This is a genomic window from Micromonospora sp. NPDC047756 (assembly GCF_055587245.1).
Genome location: NZ_JBVJGQ010000006.1, coordinates 358,423 through 375,931, shown reverse-complemented (window position 1 = coordinate 375,931; position 17,509 = coordinate 358,423). Strand labels below are relative to the sequence as shown.

Annotated in this window: 22 protein-coding genes and 1 riboswitch; of the genes, 4 read left to right on the top strand and 18 right to left on the bottom strand. The window is 71.4% G+C overall.

The window, feature by feature from the left end; translation table 11 throughout:
• Position 1: 1 nt before the first annotated feature.
• Positions 2-100, bottom strand: a riboswitch (glycine riboswitch).
• A 126-nt stretch (positions 101-226) separates the two neighbouring features.
• Both ACZ6NZ_RS21775 and ACZ6NZ_RS21770 read right to left on the bottom strand, forming a co-directional pair.
• A complete protein-coding gene (locus tag ACZ6NZ_RS21775) occupies positions 227-1,069 on the bottom strand; it encodes an NAD-dependent protein deacetylase (protein ID WP_465859878.1) in 843 nt (280 codons plus the stop codon).
• A 129-nt stretch (positions 1,070-1,198) separates the two neighbouring features.
• Positions 1,199-2,266 (bottom strand): MerR family transcriptional regulator, encoded by a 1,068-nt coding sequence (locus tag ACZ6NZ_RS21770; protein ID WP_465859877.1) that lies wholly within the window; start codon positions 2,264-2,266, stop codon positions 1,199-1,201.
• 103 nt (positions 2,267-2,369) lie between these two features.
• Here ACZ6NZ_RS21770 and ACZ6NZ_RS21765 point away from each other — a divergent pair, with 103 nt between their 5' ends.
• Entirely contained in the window at positions 2,370-3,026 is a 657-nt protein-coding gene (locus ACZ6NZ_RS21765; RefSeq protein ID WP_465859876.1) for an NAD(P)-binding oxidoreductase, read from the top strand.
• Positions 3,027-3,086: 60 nt separating this feature from the next.
• Here the strand turns inward: ACZ6NZ_RS21765 and ACZ6NZ_RS21760 are convergent, their stop codons facing one another.
• The 16 genes from ACZ6NZ_RS21760 to ACZ6NZ_RS21685 form a co-directional block, all read right to left on the bottom strand.
• On the bottom strand, positions 3,087-4,046 hold the full coding sequence (locus tag ACZ6NZ_RS21760) for an SAM-dependent methyltransferase (protein WP_465859875.1): 960 nt from the start codon (positions 4,044-4,046) through the stop codon (positions 3,087-3,089).
• 113 nt (positions 4,047-4,159) lie between these two features.
• Complete coding sequence (locus ACZ6NZ_RS21755) at positions 4,160-4,855, bottom strand: DivIVA domain-containing protein (protein WP_366607043.1); 696 nt, start codon at positions 4,853-4,855, stop codon at positions 4,160-4,162.
• 52 nt (positions 4,856-4,907) lie between these two features.
• Entirely contained in the window at positions 4,908-6,089 is a 1,182-nt protein-coding gene (locus tag ACZ6NZ_RS21750) for a globin domain-containing protein (RefSeq protein ID WP_465859874.1), read from the bottom strand.
• A gap of 2 nt (positions 6,090-6,091) precedes the next feature.
• On the bottom strand, positions 6,092-6,490 hold the full coding sequence (locus ACZ6NZ_RS21745; RefSeq protein WP_465859873.1) for a group I truncated hemoglobin: 399 nt from the start codon (positions 6,488-6,490) through the stop codon (positions 6,092-6,094).
• A 257-nt stretch (positions 6,491-6,747) separates the two neighbouring features.
• Positions 6,748-7,344 (bottom strand): MerR family transcriptional regulator, encoded by a 597-nt coding sequence (locus ACZ6NZ_RS21740; RefSeq protein WP_366607048.1) that lies wholly within the window; start codon positions 7,342-7,344, stop codon positions 6,748-6,750.
• Between the two features lie 160 nt (positions 7,345-7,504).
• On the bottom strand, positions 7,505-7,969 hold the full coding sequence (locus ACZ6NZ_RS21735; RefSeq protein WP_030327706.1) for a bifunctional nuclease family protein: 465 nt from the start codon (positions 7,967-7,969) through the stop codon (positions 7,505-7,507).
• A gap of 185 nt (positions 7,970-8,154) precedes the next feature.
• The gene (gene ftsR, locus ACZ6NZ_RS21730; protein ID WP_465859872.1) at positions 8,155-8,856 is read right to left on the bottom strand and encodes a transcriptional regulator FtsR; all 702 of its coding nucleotides are present in this window, start codon (positions 8,854-8,856) and stop codon (positions 8,155-8,157) included.
• A 50-nt stretch (positions 8,857-8,906) separates the two neighbouring features.
• Positions 8,907-9,359: an oxoglutarate dehydrogenase inhibitor Odhl gene (gene odhI, locus ACZ6NZ_RS21725; RefSeq protein ID WP_007071101.1), complete on the bottom strand. Its 453-nt coding sequence runs from the start codon at positions 9,357-9,359 to the stop codon at positions 8,907-8,909.
• A 214-nt stretch (positions 9,360-9,573) separates the two neighbouring features.
• Complete coding sequence (gene gcvH / locus ACZ6NZ_RS21720; protein ID WP_091397961.1) at positions 9,574-9,954, bottom strand: glycine cleavage system protein GcvH; 381 nt, start codon at positions 9,952-9,954, stop codon at positions 9,574-9,576.
• A 60-nt stretch (positions 9,955-10,014) separates the two neighbouring features.
• Positions 10,015-11,013 (bottom strand): DUF881 domain-containing protein, encoded by a 999-nt coding sequence (locus ACZ6NZ_RS21715; RefSeq protein WP_465859871.1) that lies wholly within the window; start codon positions 11,011-11,013, stop codon positions 10,015-10,017.
• An 11-nt stretch (positions 11,014-11,024) separates the two neighbouring features.
• Positions 11,025-11,357 (bottom strand): small basic family protein, encoded by a 333-nt coding sequence (locus tag ACZ6NZ_RS21710; RefSeq protein ID WP_030327710.1) that lies wholly within the window; start codon positions 11,355-11,357, stop codon positions 11,025-11,027.
• Entirely contained in the window at positions 11,354-12,298 is a 945-nt protein-coding gene (locus ACZ6NZ_RS21705; RefSeq protein ID WP_465859870.1) for a DUF881 domain-containing protein, read from the bottom strand. The genes ACZ6NZ_RS21710 and ACZ6NZ_RS21705 overlap by 4 nt, the downstream gene beginning before the upstream one ends.
• A complete protein-coding gene (locus tag ACZ6NZ_RS21700; RefSeq protein WP_465859869.1) occupies positions 12,295-12,927 on the bottom strand; it encodes a CDP-alcohol phosphatidyltransferase family protein in 633 nt (210 codons plus the stop codon). The genes ACZ6NZ_RS21705 and ACZ6NZ_RS21700 overlap by 4 nt, the downstream gene beginning before the upstream one ends.
• Before the next feature lie 294 nt (positions 12,928-13,221).
• Complete coding sequence (locus ACZ6NZ_RS21695) at positions 13,222-13,683, bottom strand: MarR family winged helix-turn-helix transcriptional regulator (RefSeq protein ID WP_465860118.1); 462 nt, start codon at positions 13,681-13,683, stop codon at positions 13,222-13,224.
• 56 nt (positions 13,684-13,739) lie between these two features.
• Positions 13,740-14,912 carry a PP2C family protein-serine/threonine phosphatase gene (locus ACZ6NZ_RS21690; RefSeq protein WP_465859868.1) on the bottom strand — a complete coding sequence of 391 codons (1,173 nt, stop codon included), beginning with the start codon at positions 14,910-14,912 and terminating at the stop codon, positions 13,740-13,742.
• A 71-nt stretch (positions 14,913-14,983) separates the two neighbouring features.
• Positions 14,984-15,730, bottom strand: coding sequence for an SAM-dependent methyltransferase (locus ACZ6NZ_RS21685; RefSeq protein WP_465859867.1), 747 nt, complete (start codon positions 15,728-15,730; stop codon positions 14,984-14,986).
• Positions 15,731-15,842: 112 nt separating this feature from the next.
• Between ACZ6NZ_RS21685 and ACZ6NZ_RS21680 the strand changes: the two genes are divergently transcribed.
• The 3 genes from ACZ6NZ_RS21680 (at position 15,843) to ACZ6NZ_RS21670 (ending at position 17,507) form a co-directional block, all read left to right on the top strand.
• Positions 15,843-16,724, top strand: coding sequence for a universal stress protein (locus tag ACZ6NZ_RS21680; RefSeq protein ID WP_465859866.1), 882 nt, complete (start codon positions 15,843-15,845; stop codon positions 16,722-16,724).
• A 97-nt stretch (positions 16,725-16,821) separates the two neighbouring features.
• Positions 16,822-17,034 (top strand): phosphatidylethanolamine-binding protein, encoded by a 213-nt coding sequence (locus ACZ6NZ_RS21675; RefSeq protein WP_088989541.1) that lies wholly within the window; start codon positions 16,822-16,824, stop codon positions 17,032-17,034.
• Complete coding sequence (locus ACZ6NZ_RS21670; RefSeq protein WP_366607063.1) at positions 17,031-17,507, top strand: hypothetical protein; 477 nt, start codon at positions 17,031-17,033, stop codon at positions 17,505-17,507. The genes ACZ6NZ_RS21675 and ACZ6NZ_RS21670 overlap by 4 nt, the downstream gene beginning before the upstream one ends.
• The last annotated feature ends 2 nt before the right edge of the window (positions 17,508-17,509 follow it).

Genomic DNA, 17,509 nt, shown 5'->3' with positions numbered 1-17,509 from the left:
GCCTGCCCACGAGGTCCTTTTGCCTGAGAGGTTCCGGGGAGGATTTGCCCCTTCGGCGCCGCCCTGCGTGCTGTCGGGCGGTCTCTCCCACGTGGGTGTTACCGGCGTGGTCAACGCTACCAGCGTCGGTGTTTCCGGCGGATGTCCTACCCCCGGGGGTAGGAGTCGCACCCCCGGGGGTAGGAGTCGCACCCCCGGGCGGGGATGCACCCCCGGGGCGGGGCCGTCAGACCCCCAGCGGCGTCCCGGCGCCGACGCGCGCGGCCAGCCGCGGCAGCACCGCGCCCAGCGGCGCGTCGACGCAGACGGTGGCGTGGGCGTCACCCCGGGTCGGCCCCTGGTTGACGATCGCGACCGGGATGCCCCGTTTCGCGGCCCGAATCACGAACCGGCGGCCCGACATCACCGTCAACGACGACCCGAGCACCAGCAGCGAGCGGGCCTGCTCCACGGCCGCGAAACACCGCGCCACCCGCTGCGACGGCACCGTCTCACCGAAGAACACCACGTCCGGTTTCAGCATCCCGGTGCCGCAGATCCCACAATCCACCGGCCGGAAAGCCGCCACCTGATCATCGGGGAGATCAACATCACCGTCCGGGTTGACAGCGGCGACGCGGGCCACGAACTCCGGGTTGGCCTCGCGCAGCCGCCGGTGCAGCTCCTCCCGGGAGGTCAGGTTGCCGCAGTCCAGGCAGGTCACCTCGTCGAGGCGGCCGTGCAACTCGATCACCGACGGGCTGCCGGCCGCACCGTGCAGACCGTCGACGTTCTGGGTGATGACCGTGTCGACCAGCCCCGCGTGTTGCAGGCCGGCCACCGCCCGGTGCCCCGCGTTGGGCGCCGCGCCCGCGATCAGCCGCCAGCCCAGGTGGCTGCGCGCCCAGTAGCGCCGCCGGGCCAACGGATCGCGGGTGAACGCCTGGAAGGTCATCGGCGTGTGCCGCCGCGCCACCCCGCTGGGCCCCCGGTAGTCCGGAATTCCCGACTCGGTGGACAGGCCGGCGCCGCTGAGGACCACCACCCCACCACCGGCCACCAGCGAGGTCAACGCGTCGAAGCTCTCCATCACCTCTCCATGCTGCCTCAACCGGTTCGCCAACGCCGAGCCCCGCGCCGGGTGAGCGGCCCCACCCGGCGCGGACGGCGGCCACCCGGCGGACACGTCGCCGACGACGGCGACGGCGGGCGACGACGGCTACGCGGCGACGACGTCGGCGACGACGCAGGCGATGTTGTCCGGCGCCCCCTCGGCCCGCGCCAGATCGATCAGCGCCCGCACCGTGTCGTCCGGGTCGTCCGTCGCGGCCAACGCCGACCCCAACCCGGCCCGGTCGACGACCGCGGACAACCCGTCGGAGCACAACAAATACCGGTCACCCGCCACCGCGGTACGCAACGCCAGATCCGCCTCGACCTGCCGGCCGCCACCGAGGGCACGCACCAGCACCGCGCGCTGCGGATGCGCCGCGGCCTGGTCCCGGTCGAGCCGACCCTGATCAACCTGGGCCTGCACCCAGGTGTGATCCTGCGTGAGCAGGGACAACTCACCGCCGCGCAGCAGGTAGGCCCGGGTGTCACCGATGTGCACCAGCGCCAGCCGGGAACCGCTGAGCAGCAGCGCGGTCAGCGTCGTGACGGGCTGGTCGGTGTCGGTGGCCAACCCGTGCACGGCCCGGTCGGCGGCGCTCACCGCGCCACCCAGCATCGTCAGCAGGTCCGCGCCCGGCACGTCGGTCAGGGCCAACGGCTTCAGGGCGTCGACGGCGGCGGCGCTGGCAGCCGCGCCGCCGGGCCCCCTCATCCCGTCGGCCACGGCGAGCAACCGCTCGCTGGCGTACGCGGTGTCCTCGTTGCTGTCGCGCACCAGCCCGGTGTCACAGCCGGCGGCACAGCGGACGGTGACGGTGGGATCCGGGTCAGACATGGTGGTGCCTCCTTCAGACAGGTGGTCCACGAGGAGGGTGGCGAGCCGGGCGCGGGCCGCGGTGTCGGCGCTGACCTGCCGCCAGTACGCGGTGACCGCCTCCGCCGCCGCTGCCGGCTCCAGGTCACACACGACCCGGATCGTCGCCAGCGGCATACCGAGCCGACGCAACTGGGCGACCAACCGCGCCACCGGCAACTGGACCGGGTCGTAGAGCCGGTAACCGGACTCCGGATCGACAGCGGCCGGCACCAGCAGCCCACCCCGGTCATACAGGCGCAACGCCTTCGGCGTCAGCCTCGCCGCCCGGGCGAACGCCCCGATGGTCATCAGCCCCACGTCGACATCCTCCTCGCACCGGTCACGGCGACCGGCACCCACCAGGCTCAGGGTTGCCCGAAGGTCAAGGTCAAGCCGGTGACGCCGCCGGTAGGTTGGGCGTATGCGCGTCGTCATCGCCGGAGGCCACGGCAAGATCGCCCTGCTGCTGCAACGCCACCTCGTCGGGCGCGGCGACACCGCCGTCGGCCTCATCCGCAACCCCGAGCAGACCGCGACGCTGCGCGCCGCCGGCGCCACCCCCGTCGTCTGCGACCTGGAACACACCCCGCCCGACCAGGTGGCCGAGCACCTGCGCGGCGCCGACGCGGTGGTCTTCGCCGCCGGCGCGGGCCCCGGCAGCGGCGCCGCCCGCAAGGACACCGTCGACCGGGCCGCCGCCGCGCTGCTCGCCGACGCCGCCACCCGCGCCGGCGTCCACCGCTACCTGCTCGTCTCCTCCATGGGCGTGGACACACCACCGGCCCCCGGCACCGACGACGTGTGGGCGGCGTACCTGCGCGCCAAACGCGCCGCCGAGGACGACCTGCGCCGCCGCGACCTGACCTGGACGGTGCTGCGACCCGGCCGGCTCACCGACGACCCACCCACCGGGCGGGTCACCCTCACCCCACACGCCGGTGCTGGGGCGATCAGCCGCACCGACGTCGCCCACGTCCTCGCCGCGCTGCTCGACGAACCGCGCACCACCGGCGCGACACTGGAACTCGTCGACGGACCCACCCCGATCGCCGAGGCCATCCGCGCCGCCGTCAGCTGAGCGACCCCGTCGCGCCGGCATGCGAACCCCGCACCGGCGCAGCCGACACCACTGCGGCCCTCAGCCGCCCGGGCGGTGCGCGGCGACCAACACCGGCCCACCGGGGACGGTCGGGAAACGCCGAACGTCACCCAACCCGGCCCCCGCCAGCACCTGCGCCATCCGGTCGGCGTCGAAGGCGTTGCCGCCGTTGCGCACCGCGTTCCACCGGTCGACGGCCGCCCGCAACGGGTCCCCGGCCGGCGCATTGGTGCCGGCCACCAGCCAGCCACCGGGTCGCAGCGCCTGCACCAACCGGGGCAACGCGAGCGCCAACGTCTGCTGGGGAAGAAACGGCGCCGGCACCCACACCAGGTCGTACCCGCCCGGCTCGGTCACCTCCGCGACGTCCTGCCGGCGCACACTGATCCGGTCGGCGACGTCGCGCGCCTCGGCCAACTCCCCGCGGGCCAGGTCCAACGCCCGCTGGAGCACGTCGATGCCCACCACCGACACCCGGGGCAACGCGCGGGCCAGGGCGACCGCCAACGCCGCCACGCCGGTGCCCACGTCCAGAATTCGGGCATCCGCCGAGTCCAAGCGCTCCGCCAGCCCCGCCAACTCGGGCACCACCCGGGTCGCCAACGCCCGGCCGGTCGCCGCCGACGCCCGACCCTGATGCAGCAACACCTCGTCGTCGACCTGCGCCCAGCCGACCGCACCCCCGCCGGAAGGCTCCTGCGCCGCCGCGGCGACCGCCTGCCGCAGCGAACTCAACCGCGCCTGCACCGCGCTGCGCCCGGTCGGCCCGTCGGCCGCCACCAGCGACGGGTGCGCGACCGGCGTCGCGCCGTCCCAGGACAGCAGACCGGCGGCCTCCAGGACCGCGCTGCGGTGCGGCGACGCCGCGACGACCTCGGCGAGCGGGGCCGACAGGGCGTCAGTCATGGTGCCGACGGCGGCCGCCAGCGCCCACACCGACGCCTCCAACGCCGCGAGGGGGTCCGCCGACCCGCCGGATGGAGACGGTGATACCGACACGACGGGCCTCTCCCCGGGGCGGGCCACCGGTCAGCCCCGCCTGACCCCTTCGACTATGCCACCGTCGCCAGCGCCCCGGGTGGGGTCCACGTCAGCGCACCCCACCCGGCGACTCAACGCTGCTGGTGCCGCGGCAACGCCGACTGACCCACCGCGCCGCCCACGAACGGCGCCCCCGGCGTCTCCGCCGCGATCCGGTCCATCGTGCGCGCCAACTGCTCACTGCCGTCGTCGAGATGCCGCGCCGCCGCCTGCATGTGCGACACCATCATCTCGCCGAAGATCCGCAACGCCTCCCGGGTCGCCACCGTGTCGTCGAAGCTCGACCCCGCCGCGCTGCGGTACTCCGCCACCGCCCGCTCCGCCTCCTGCTTCGCCTCCGCCTCCGCCGCGTGCAGGTAACTCTCGTACTGCACCCGGGCGTACTCGGCGACCCGACGCGCGTAGTCATGCGCCTGCGCGATGATCTGCTCGGCCTCCCGCTGCGCCGCCGACAGCAGATTCACCTCCCGCGCCGCCGGGACCTTCGACGCCGCCCCCGTACTGGGGATCACCCCGTGCCGGTGCAACTCCACCCGGTCGGTCAGCCGCTCGTTCTCCGCCCGCAACGTCGCGATCTGCGTCGCCAACAGGTCCAACTCGTCAGCGACCTGCACCCGGAACCGGTCCACGTCGGCGTTGTCGTAACCACGCCGAGCGAACGACGCCGCACCGAACTCCCACCGCCGCACCCGGTCGGCGGTCATCCGCACCTGCACACCGCCGGACACCTGCACCCCGTCATACCGACTGATCGGCGTCGCACTCACCTGTGCAGACCTCCGTCCGCGACCGCCGGGCTCGCAAGCTCACACCTCGCGCTCACCTGTGCCCACCTCCCGAAGTGTCACCCGCAGCCGGCTGCTGCACCGCCGTGCGCCACGCCGGGCCGTACCACTGCGCGCCCAGGCCCTCGTGGTGCACCTGACCCGCGTGGTAGCCCGCCTGCGCCAACGCCCGCACCGCGTGCGACACCATCTCGTCCGACCCACACACGAACACGTGCCGGGACCGCCAGTCACCGTCGGCCAACGCCCGGTCCACCGCCTGCACGAACTCCCCCGGCCGGTGCACGTCGGCACCGACCACGTACGTCACCGTCAACCACGGATACGACGACGCCATCTTGTCGATCGCATCATTGTCGTAGAACTCGCTACGGGACCGGGCCCCCACGTACAGGTCCACCCGACGGCGGGAACCCTCCGCGGCCACCTGCTCCACCAACGCCTTCACCGGCGCCCAGCCGGTACCCGACACCAACAGCAACAGATCACTGGACCCCGCCGCCCACAACCCCAGCCGGTCCCCCACCGGCGCCGCCAGGTGGATCCGATCCCCCACCGCCGACCCGTACACCAACCGCGACGACACCGCGCCACCCGGCGCGGCCCGCACATGCAACTCCAACGTGCCGTCCGCCCGCGGCGCGTTCGCCGGCGAGTAGTACCGCCACGACCGCACCGACGGGTGCGACACCCCGATCGACTGACCCGGCGTGAACGGCAACAGATACTGCGGACGCACCGTCAACACCGCCACGTCGAACGCCCGCCGCTCATGCGCCACGATCTCCGCCACCCACCACGGCGGATTGACCGCCTCAGCGGCCTGCGCGGCCTCCACCATCACCTGGGCGACCAACCCGTACGCCGCCGTCCAGTCCGCAGCCAACTCGTCGGTCCACTGCTCGCCGAGGAAATGCTGCAACGTCGCCACCAGCGCCTCACCGACCGCCGGATAGTGCTCCGCGCGGACCGCGAACTTGCGGTGATCCGCGCCGAGATCCTGCAGGAAACCCACCAGCCGATCGACCTGGTCCACGTTGGACACGATGTGACCCAACGCGGTCACGAGGCGGTCCCGCTGACCAGCCATGTTCGTGGGGAACATCTGCCGCGTCTCGGGATGGGCGAGGAACAACGTCGAGTAGAAGTAGAGCGGCACCTGGTCGCCGTGACCGGCGACCACCGACCAGCTCTGCTTGAGGCGAGCCGCGTCCACGCTCAGGCGTCCGACCTGTTCCCGGCAGCCACCACCTGGCCCTGCACCTGCCCCAGCACCGTCTGCACATCAGCGAGGACGTCCGACGGCACCCCGAGCTCGGTCAGCGTCAGCATCAGGTACTCGCCCACCTTCGCGTAGTGCCCCACCGTGATGCCCAACGGCTGGTGCGCCTCGGCCAACCCGCGACCCGTGTACTCGTTCGGGCCACCCAGCACCACCGTCAACATCAACGCCAGATGCCGCCGCTGACCCGCCATGTCCACGCCGTCGAAATAGCCCGCCAACTCAGGGTCCGCGAGCACCTTGTCATAGAACAGCTCAACCGCCGCCTTGACCGAACTGGCACCGCCGATGCGGTCGTAGTGCGAGGCGGGAACAGTCTCTTCCGTAACCGTCACGGTCGTTCCTTCCGGGGGTGAAGGGTCCAGAACCGTGAGGGACCATAGCGTGTCAACCGCCCTCGGTCAGCGCCCCCTTATCGGATTCCCGACAACACGCCGACACGGTGCGTCACCACTACCGATGGGTATCTCCACAATGGGCCACCAACACAACACCCACGGTATCCACAGTGGACCGACACGCCCGACATACCCCCACCACCGTCACCGACGGTCGCGAGAAAACAACCGGAAAAAAACCGAAGACGAAAACGTCAGCCGGCGCGCCGCCGCGCCCGCCGCGCCGCCAACTCGTCACCCACCGGATCCGGGCCCGACGCCACCGCCGGCTCCACCGGGCCGCTCGTCGCCGGCTCCGCCGGCAGATGCGACAACGACCCCTGGATCTCCTTGAAAGCCCCACCGATCGCGATGCCGAAGACCCCCTGGCCACCCTGCAACAGGTCGACCACCTCCTCCGGAGACCGGCACTCATACACCGTCGTCCCATCAGAGATCAGCGTGATCCCCGCCAGATCCTCCACACCACGCGACCGCAACGCCTCAATCGCCTTACGGATGTTCTGCAGGGACACCCCCGCATCCAACAACCGCTTCACGACCTTCAACACCACCAGGTCCCGGAACGAATACAACCGCTGCGTCCCCGAACCCGAGGCATCCCGAACGCTCGGCACCACCAGCGTCGTCCGCGCCCAGTAATCCAACTGCCGGTAACTGATACCCACCGCATGGCAGGCCGTCACACCCCGGTAACCAACCGAACCGTCACCCTCAGCCGCCACACCTGGCGACGAGGCACCCGACTCGTCGAACTCTGCACCCGGATCGGAATCCTGCGGCTCGTGCATCCGGACAACCTCCCCGTCAGTGTGGCGACGCGCCGTTTCCACCGACGCGCACCCCTCGACACGGAAACCCTATCGCCACCGTCAGGGGTTACCACGGAGGAACCGACGCGACACGCCGCGCAGCCACCGAGAAAGATCACCAACAGAGCCCAGGCACACCTCAGCCCGCGAAATCCTCCGGACGCACCTGCTCCAGGAACTCGCGGAACTTCTCCACCTCGTCCTCCTGCTCATCAGGGATAACGATCCCCGCCTCGCTGAGGACCTGCTCCGCACAACGAATCGGCGCACCAACCCGCAACGCCAACGCGATCGAATCGCTCGGCCGCGCCGACACCCGCACCCCATCACCGATCAACAGATCAGCGTAGAAGACGTTCTCCTTCAGCTCGGTGATCTCCACCGCCTGCAACGGCGCCTTCAACGCCGCCAACACGTCCCGCAGAAGGTCATGCGTCAACGGCCGGGCCGGCTTGACCCCCTGCTGCTCATAAGCGATAGCCGTCGCCTCGACCGCGCCGATCCAGATCGGCAGATAGCGGTCCCCCTCGACCTCCCTGAGCAGGACGATCGGCTGGTTGCTGGGCAGCTCCACCCGAACTCCGACCACGCTCAGCTCGCGCACCGCCGCCTCCGTGTCGTTGTCACCTACGCCGCACCGCGCCCTTCCCTGCACGGTACACGGACCGCAACACGGCCGTCCCATGCGCTACAGCACCACGCCCGCGCCGAAAAGGGGTTACCCCGGCAAGCCTACGGCACGCTTCCCGGAAGAGATCTTTCCGCTCAGCCGCCACCCACCGGGCACCCTCACCGACCCAACGTCGACCGCAGCCCCACCCGCACCAACGCCGCGTGCAACTGCTCCGACAACGCCACCAACTCCCGCGCCGTCTCCGCCGCCCGCGCCCGCGCCGCCGGATCACTCTGCCGCGCCAACGGCGCCACCAACTGCGCGAACAAACCAACCTCCCGGTCCGCCGCCGTCCGATAACCCCGCAGGTGCCGCGGCTCCAACCCGTACGCCGCCAACCCCGCCACCGCCGACGCGATGATCAAAGCATCAGCGTCATACCAACCCGGCGGATCCGACACCAGCACACCGAGCCGCTCCAACTCCACCAACGTCGACTCGTCGATCCCACTGCGCGCCACCAGATCCACCCGGCCGAGCCGCACCTGCGACGACTCGGCCGGCTCCGCCAACTCCCGACCCGGCACCGCACCATCAGGACCAACCGCCACCAACGCCGGCCGCGACCGCTCCGGCTGCTCACCGGACGAATCCCACTGCGCCAACTGCTCCCGGATCACCCGCAACGGCAGGTACCTGTCCCGCTGCGCGGTCAACACGAACCGCAACCGCGCCACATCGTCCCAGCTGTACTTCCGGTAACCCGCCGCCGTCCGCTGCGGCTCGACCAAACCCTCAGCCTCAAGAAACCGCAGCTTCGAAATCGTGGTATCCGGAAAATCCACCCGCAACTGCCCAAGCACCTCACCGATGCTCATCAACGGCTCAGACCGAGCCGCCCCGGGTGACCTGGAGGCCGCAGGCTCGTTCACCCCCGGCCGGCCTCCTCCTCCGGGCGCGGACCGGCGATGAACACCACCCGGAACTTACCGATCTGAACCTCGTCACCATTGCTCAACGTGGCCGCCTCAACCCGCTCACGATTGACGTACGTGCCATTCAGGCTGCCCACGTCCCGCACCGTGAACGTCCCACCATCGCGGTGGAACTCCGCGTGCCGACGCGACACCGTCACGTCATCCAGGAAGATGTCACTGTCCGGGTGCCGGCCACTGGTCGTCACATCGTGGTCCAACAAGAACCGGGCACCCGCATTCGGGCCTCGACGAACCACCAGCAGCGCCATACCCGGCGGCAACGAACCGGACATCCGGCTCGGCACCACATCGGTATCCGGCCCCTCCAGCACTTCGTCGAGCGAACCGAGATTGAGCGTCGAAGTGACGTCGAGTGGGGGGAACTCGTCGTCTGGCCGCGTCATGGGACCACCTCACGGATCTGTTCGGTCGGCGTCGGGTAATGGCGGGTCTGGCCGCCGGGCACTTGAACACCCGGCGGCTGGCTCCCCGTGCCCGGGAAGGCAATTCCGCAACGCTCAACTATTGGGTTCTCGGTCGACTGGGCGAGCCTAGCCAGCGCCGAAATGCAGGGCAACCGGACGCGCGCAGACAACCCGCGCACCGGATCAAGCACACTCAGCCTTCGGTGATCTTCTGATACGCGGCCGCCGTCAGCAACCCATCCGTCGCAGTCGGATCATTCGGCGTGATCTCCACCAACCAACCCTCACCGTACGGATCAGTGTTGATCAGCTCAGGCGTGTCGGCCAACGCATCATTGCGCGCAGCCACCGTACCGGCCACCGGCGCGTAGATCTCCGACACGCTCTTGGTCGACTCGATCTCACCCAACGAGTCACCGGCCGCGACCACCGCACCCGCCTCGGGCAACTGCACGTACACGATGTCACCGAGCGCGTCCTGCGCGAAGTGGGTGATGCCGACCCGGACCGAAGCCGTGCCGTCACCCGCCACCCACTCATGCTCGGCGGTGTATCGCAGATCCTCGGGAATCACCAGACGCGTCCTTCATCCATCGGTGCCCCGGACCACCCGGGTCCGGCGCGGCCGCGCCGGTCAGGAGACCGGACGGGCGTGTTCCAACTTGATCGGCACGTGCAGCGCCGAAACCTCGGCAACCTCACGCTCCCCAAACGTCACGTTACCGCCGTCACCCCGGACCGACGCCACCACCCCACCAGGAATGTTCAACGCCGTACGCATCGTCGCCGGATCACCGATCACCGTGATCGTGTACGGCCCCGACAACCGACGCCCCTCCACCATCAACGACCCGTTGTCCCCATCGAGGAAGAACGTCGACGCGATGATCCGCACCGTCGCCCGATCCCCACCGGAAATCTGCATCGCCTCGGCACCCGCACCGCGCAACTCCTGCACCGCGTCCAACACCCGGTTCGCCGAGATCGGCTTCACCCCGCCGTCGAACTGCACAGTCAACCCCGGACCCACCGCCGGCAACGTCCCCGCCAGGATGCCCAACTCGTCCGCCCGCCGCGTCGCCTCATCCAACGCCGCCTGACGACCCTGCTCACCCGAGCGCAACTGCCGCTGACTGTCCTCCAGAGCCCGGATGTCCTGCTGCAGGCGATTCTCCCGCGCATCCAGATCCGACAGGATCCGGACCAGGTCCTCCTGACGGGTGGCACCCAGAGTCGGGTCCGTCGACGTCGTCTTCAACTGCACGACCAACGTGAACCCCAGCAACGCCAACAACGCGGCGATCATCACCCCGGCCGCACTCCACCGGGACCGACCAGCCACCACCGACGCCGGCTCGCCCACCGGCTCCGCCGACTCGTCGGAACCCGCAACCGGCCGCTCCCCCGACCGCGACACCGCGCTCAGGTCCACCGTCGCACCATCGTCGACCGGCTCCACACCCGGCTCCACCGCAGGCTCGTCATCCGACGGCGCCTGCGGCGCCAACGGGCTCAACTCATCCGGATCCGGCGCATCCGGCCGCGGATCCGGCTCACCCGCCGGCCCACCCGGCCGCACCGGACCCACCGGCTGCGGCCACCCGGTCCCCGTGTCGGTCTGCTCATCACTCATCGCAACCCAACCTACGCCCGGAACAGGTGCCGGCGGATCGCCGCCACGTTGCCGAAGATACGCACACCCAACACAACGACCACACCGGTGGACAACTGCCCACCCACCCCCAACTGGTCACCCAGATACACGATCAGACCAGCCACCAGCACGTTCGAAATGAACGACACCACGAACTGCTTGTCGTCGAAGATGCGGTCCAACCGGGCCCGCACCCCACCGAACACCGCGTCCAACGCGGCCACCACCGCGATCGGCAGGTACGGCTGCAACGCCGCCGGCACCGTGGGATCAAGCCACACGCCCAGCACCACACCGGCCAGCAACGCCAACACCGCGATCATCGGCCACCTCCGGAGGGGCTAACACTCGTCCCCGGACCGGACGACCCGGGACTGCCGGAACGGACACCCGACGCGGAAGGGCTCGGACTGACCGACGGCTTGGCGTAGCGTAGCTGCGGCTCCGGCGCCGCCGGCAAGGTGAGGTCATCCGCCTCCCGCACACCGAACGACAACCCCGTCCCCTGCGCCACCTTGCGCATCAGCGCCGCATTCCGACTGTCCTCGAACTTGCGCCGCATCGAACCCGGCCCGATCGCCGACACCTCGTACGGCCCCGTCACCGGCCGGAAATCCACGAGCATCGCCTCACCCGCCGACCGGATCGTCGACGTCGACGTCAACCGCTGCCCGTTGATGGCGATCGCCTCCGCACCAGCACTCCACAACGCGTTCGCCACACCCTGCAGGTCGCTGTAGAGCACCCGCGGCGGCCCCGCGCCGGCACCGGTGACCGCGTCCGCCTTGTCCGGAGCGTCCGCCAACCGCACCACCACACCGTCACCGCGCACCCGGCCCAACCCGGTGCTCGCCTCCAGGTTGCGCAACCGGGCAGCGGCCGAACCGGTCAACGCCGCGTCCCGCTGCCGACTGACCTCCTCGCGCAGCTGGTCCGCCCGCGTGGACAACCGATCGGTCTGGCTCTCCCGCTCCTTGATCTGCGTCACCAGACCCGAGCGGGCCTGGCTGCGCCCCGGCTCGTCCGCCATCGTCTGCCGGTACGCCACCGCGAACAGGAAACCCAGCATCACCACCACGACCAGGCTCACCGACCGGGCCGGCAAGGCCCGCCACCCGCGCGCCGGAGCGGACTCCGCCGAGCGCCGACGAGCCGCAGCCGCATCCGCGTACCCCGGATCCAACGGGTTGCGGAACAACTCGGTGAGGAAATCCGGCGCGTACACCCGGTCCTGGCCGGGTTTTCCCGGCCGAGGCGCGCTCACGCCGCCGCTCCCGGACCGCGCGCCGCGCGCACCAGCCGGGCCGCCTGTACGACGTACATCGCGCCGGCCACCCAGTACAGCACCAGCCCCCACCAGGCCAACGCCCAACCGATGGCGCTCGCCGCCGTCGCCACGTCGGTGGCCGCGCTGGCCAACAGCAGCACCGGGAACGCCGCGAGCAGCAGGAACGTGGCGGTCTTGCCCACGTAGTGCACCGGCGGCGGACCGTACCCGTAGCGCCGCAGCACCGCCAGCGACGCCAGCAGGAGCACCTCACGGGCCAGCAGCGCCGCGGTGAACTGCCACGGCACCACCTCCCGGGCGGTGAAGGCGACCAGGGTGGCGAGGATGTAGAGGCGGTCGGCCAGCGGGTCGAGCAGCTCGCCCAGGCGGCTGACCTGGCGCAGGCGGCGAGCGATCCAACCGTCGACCCAGTCGGTGGTGCCGCCGATGGCCAGCACCACGACCGCCGCCACGTCGGCCTTTGCCACCAGGAACAGGTAGAGGAAGAGCGGCACGCCCAGCAGCCGCCCGAAGCTGATCAGGTTGGGCAGGGTGAGGACCTGGTTGCCGGGGGTCTCGTCACCGGCGTCCCGCGGTTGCTCTGCCCGAGCCGGCCGACGCGACACCGATCCTCCTCCACGGCACGCGGGCCCCCGGCCGGCGCCGGGCGCGGCTGAGGGTCGTACGCGCTGTCGGGCCGACCAGCGCCGGCTCTCCCCTGCGGCCCCGGGCGGGGCCCCATGCCCTGATACGGCCCGCGATCTCGATGATCGCGGGCCGGCTAGGTGCGCTGCCACTATATCGGGCTTCCTCTCGCTGGCCGGGCGCTGCGGCGGCCTGCCGGTGCGGTGGTGTCGCACTGTGGCGTGGATCACCACGCGTAGAGCGTCCTAGGATACTAGTGGAGGAGGGGACGGCGTTCAGGCCGTCTGGACGGCGGGATCGGTCTGCTGCTCGGGCACCGACGTCGCCGCCCGAGCGAACCCGGCCAGCGCCAGCAACAGCTCGTGCTGCATCCGCGACGGCATCCGATCCAGCACCGCCTGCACCGCGCGCTGACGCCGCTCGGCCAACTCCCCCAACAGGGTCAGCGCCGCAGGCGTCGGCACCAGCCGCACCTCACGCCGGTCCCGCGGATCCGCCACCCGACGCAACAACCCGGTCGCCTCCAACCGGTCGCACAGGCGGCTCGCCGACGACGGCACCACGTCCAGCAGCTCCGCCAACCCGTTGACGTTGGTCTCCGGACGACCGCTGATCAGCGTGAGCACCCTCAGCTGGGTGGGCGGCACCTGGTGGCGCGACCCGGCCGACTCCAGCACGGCGATCAGCGTCTCGGCGGCCGTGGTGATCGCCGCGGCGAGATCCGCAGGTCGCTCCACCTGATGTCCCCTGCCGTTGTCGCGCTGGTGCCCGCCCGGCAATGCGGCGGCGAGACTCACGCCATGCTCCGCTCGCGTGGACCGTGCCAGTCCAGACAGACCACGACGGCGTCGTCACGCAGATCGGAATCGGCGTGATAGGCGTGTAGTTCGCGCATCACCGTACCAACCGCCTCGGCCGGCGGCTGCAACCGCGTGGCGCGCAGAGAACGTGCCATCACCCGCTGCCCGTACGGCTCCTGGCCCGGCGGCTCGGCGGCCCACACCCCGTCGCTGACGACGAAGAGCCGGTCACCGGGGGCGAGTTGTATCTCCTGAAGCTCGTAGCGGGTCTCGGCGAACATGCCCAGCGGCAGCTGCTGATCCAGTTTCACCGGCTCGACAGTGGAGCCGCGCATCCGCAACAGGTGGGGCGAGCCGGCGTCGACGGCCCGCACCCGGCCGAGGCGAGTGTCCACCTCAAGCAGCAGGGTGGCCACGTACCGCGCGCCCCGGTGCTGGTAGAAGACCGTGTCCGACGCCAGCTCGGCCTGCTCCACCAGGCCGCCACCGGAGCGACGCGCGTTGCGCATCGCGTTGACGGTGACGGCTGTCAACAGCGACGCCGCCAGGCCGTTGCCCTCACCGTTGAGCACCGTCACGGTGAGACGGTCGCCGTCCAGCGACCAGTCGAAGTGGTCGCCACCCACCGTGTACGCCGGTTCGAGCTGGCCGGCCAGGTCGAACGCGTGGTGGGACACACCACGACCGGGCAGCAGGTCCCACTGCATCTCGGCGGCCATCGTCAGTCGCTCCCGACGGCGGGCCCGCCGGTAGCGGTCGGTCTCCCGGTCCGCCGCGCGCATCGCCACCGCCAGCGCGCCGGCGATGTCCGTCGCCCGACCGGTGACCGCCGCGTTCGGTACGGTCGGCAGCTCGATCATCAGCACGCCCAGCCGTTCCCCCCACACCGTCAACGGCAGGTAGAGCCGGCAGGGACCCGAACCGTCGCGGACCGGCTGCTGGCTGCTGAAGCAGCGCTGCGCCATGGTGTGACAGGCCAGGAAACCGCCGGCCGGCAGGTCCGGGTCCAGCACCGGCCACAGGCCGCTGATCCGGTAGTCGGCGACGAAGACGTCGGTGCGCAGCGCGCCCATCGCGGACCGGATCGCCCGGTCCGCCGCCTCCGCCAACTGGTCGGGCGGAGCCTCGCGCAACGCGCGCGACACCACGTCCGGCGCGTCTACCATCGTCGCCCTCCCCCGAAGCTTGCTGTAGGGCAAGCATCATACGGACGTCGCCGGACGGATGATCGGCGCGGTCAGTCACCCGCGCGGGTCGCGAGCACACCGTGGAACGCGTCGGGCACCTCGGCCGGTGGGCCTTGCGGCCGCCACTCGGTGACCGGGACGATCCCGTCCGCCGTCGGCGCCCACCGACCCAGCAGGGGCGCGAACGCCGCCGGTGGACGCATCCGGAACTGCGGCCCCATCATGGCCAGCGCCTGCGGGTGACCGGCCAGCTCCTCGGTGTCGAAGTCCACAGCGAGCAGGCTGCCCGGCGCCGCGGCAGCGTACAGCTCGTCGAGGGTGCGGGTCAGCGTGACGTCGTCGAGGAACGCGGCCAACCCCAGGAAGACCACGCCGACCGGCCGCCGACCCCACCCCGGCACGAAACGGTGCAGCTGCGCCGGGTCGATGGTGCCGATGTCGGTCGCGTCTCCGAAGCCGTAGCCGGCCCGGTCACTGCCGGCGAGGATGCCCTGTCCCAGTCGGATGGTGACCGGGTCGACGTCGGTGTAGAGCACCGTCGCGTCGGCGGCGACCTCGTGCACGTTGCCCATCGTCGGCACCCCGGCGCCGAACACCAGGAACCCGTCCACGCCCTGCTCGGCCATGGCCCGCACCGCCCGGCCCAGGAACGCCCGCAGCTCGCGGAACACCGGCGCGCACGGCCCGTACGCCTGCTCGAACGCGTTCGCGGCGGCCACGTCCACCGGGAAGTGATGCTGCCCGCCGAGCCAAAAGTCGATCATGCGCGCGGTACTCGGCTGGTCTGGTTCACCCATCGTCGGCGCTCCCTCCCCGGTCGTCGCCAGCGTACCGACCCCGACGCGCTCGGCGGTATCGCGACGCGGGGGCGTCCGGGCCCGCGATACTGGCCGCGAGCGGAGGTGGGCGGTGAACTCGGCGAACAACGCGGCGGTGGTGGTCGGCGTCGACGGCTCGGAGTCGGCGCTGCGCGCCGTGCGGCTCGCCGCCACCGAGGCGGCCCGCCGGCACCGACCGCTGCGGGTCGTGCACGGCTTCATCTGGCCGCTGCTGCACGTACCCGTCTCCCCCGCCCCGGACGCGCCGCCCGGCGGCGGGCTGCGCCACCGGGCCGAGGAACTCGTCGAGGCCGCCGTGCGCGAGGCCGAGGCGACAGTGCCCGGGTTGTCGATCTCCGGCGAGATCATCGACGGCGAGGCCGCCGCGGTGCTGGTGGGCGAGTCCCCCACCGCCGCGCTCATCGTGCTCGGCGATCGCGGGTTGGGTGGGTTCTCCGCGCTGCTGGTCGGCTCGGTCGCGGTGCAGGTCGCCGCGTACGCCGACTGCCCGGTGCTGGTCGCGCGCGGCACGCAACGCCCCGACCAGCCGGTCCTGGTCGCGGTGGACGGCTCGGACGCCTCCCGGCGGGCGGCGGACGTCGCCGCCGAGACCGCCGTGTCCCTCGGCGTGCCGCTGATGGCGGTGCACGCGTACCGACATCCCGGCAGCAGCGGCCCCGGCGACATGCAACCCCTGGTGTACGACGAGGCGAAGCTGCGCGGCGAGCAGGAGCGGATGCTCGCCGGGTGGCTGACCGGGCTCACCGAGGACCACCCGGGTCTGCGGTTGACCTGCCAGGTGGTGCACGGCCGACCCGGAACCGCGCTCGCCGAGGCGTCGCGCTCCGCCCAACTGGCGGTCGTCGGAGGGCGCGGGCGCGGCGAGGTGACCGGGTTGCTGCTGGGGTCGGTGAGCCAGTCGATGCTGCACCACGCGCAGTGCCCGGTAGTCGTGGTCCGCGCCCCCCGGTAGGGCCGGGGTTGGTCCGCCCCGAGACGGGTAGACGGCCGCGGTACGCCCAGCGGACGGCGGGCAGCACCAGGTGCCCAGACCGACGAAGGAGGCACAGATGCCAGGACCACGGCCGGGCAGTAACGCGTACGACAAGCAGCGCGCGCGGTTGCGTAACGCGATCGACGACTCCGGACGCCGAGTACCCGACGGCAAGGCCAACCAGGTCGCGAACAGGATCCTGCAGGAGGATCGCGGTCAGCGGGGCGTGGTGCGCGGCGACCGGACGTACGGCCCGAAGAGCGAGCGCGAACCGGGCGACCCGAAGTGAGGACGGTCGACGTGGCCGACGGCGCGATCGCGGGCGCCGTCGGCAGCACCGCGCTGAACGTGGTCAGCTACCTGGACATGGCACTGCGGGGGCGGCCGGAGAGCGACGTCCCCCAGGAGACCGTCGACCGGCTGGCCGGGATCGCGCACGTCGACCTGGGGAACGGGGCCCGAGCGGCCAACCGCCGCTCGGGCCTCGGGCCGCTGATCGGTTACGGGTTGGGCATCGCCGCGGGCGTCGGTTTCGCGCTCTACGCCGGTGGTCGACGTCAGCCGTTGCCGGTGGCCACCGGTCTGCTCGGCGCGGGCGTCATGACCATGACCGACGGGTCGATCACCGTGCTCGGGATCAGCGACCCGCGGACGTGGCGGCGCTCCGACTGGATCTCCGACATCATCCCGCACCTCGCGTACGGGCTGGCGGCCGCCGCCACCTGGAACAGGTTGCGACGGCCGCCAGGCCGCGGACGCTAGAG

Coding starts and splice junctions, on each gene's coding strand:
- ACZ6NZ_RS21775 (WP_465859878.1), bottom strand. CDS start 1,069: ATGGAGAGCTTCGACGCGTTGACCTCGCTGGTGGCCGGTGGTGGGGTG.
- ACZ6NZ_RS21765 (WP_465859876.1), top strand. CDS start 2,370: ATGCGCGTCGTCATCGCCGGAGGCCACGGCAAGATCGCCCTGCTGCTG.
- ACZ6NZ_RS21740 (WP_366607048.1), bottom strand. CDS start 7,344: ATGCACGAGCCGCAGGATTCCGATCCGGGTGCAGAGTTCGACGAGTCG.
- ftsR (WP_465859872.1), bottom strand. CDS start 8,856: ATGAGCATCGGTGAGGTGCTTGGGCAGTTGCGGGTGGATTTTCCGGAT.
- odhI (WP_007071101.1), bottom strand. CDS start 9,359: ATGACGCGGCCAGACGACGAGTTCCCCCCACTCGACGTCACTTCGACG.
- ACZ6NZ_RS21715 (WP_465859871.1), bottom strand. CDS start 11,013: ATGAGTGATGAGCAGACCGACACGGGGACCGGGTGGCCGCAGCCGGTG.
- ACZ6NZ_RS21710 (WP_030327710.1), bottom strand. CDS start 11,357: ATGATCGCGGTGTTGGCGTTGCTGGCCGGTGTGGTGCTGGGCGTGTGG.
- ACZ6NZ_RS21690 (WP_465859868.1), bottom strand. CDS start 14,912: ATGGTAGACGCGCCGGACGTGGTGTCGCGCGCGTTGCGCGAGGCTCCG.
- ACZ6NZ_RS21685 (WP_465859867.1), bottom strand. CDS start 15,730: ATGGGTGAACCAGACCAGCCGAGTACCGCGCGCATGATCGACTTTTGG.
- ACZ6NZ_RS21675 (WP_088989541.1), top strand. CDS start 16,822: ATGCCAGGACCACGGCCGGGCAGTAACGCGTACGACAAGCAGCGCGCG.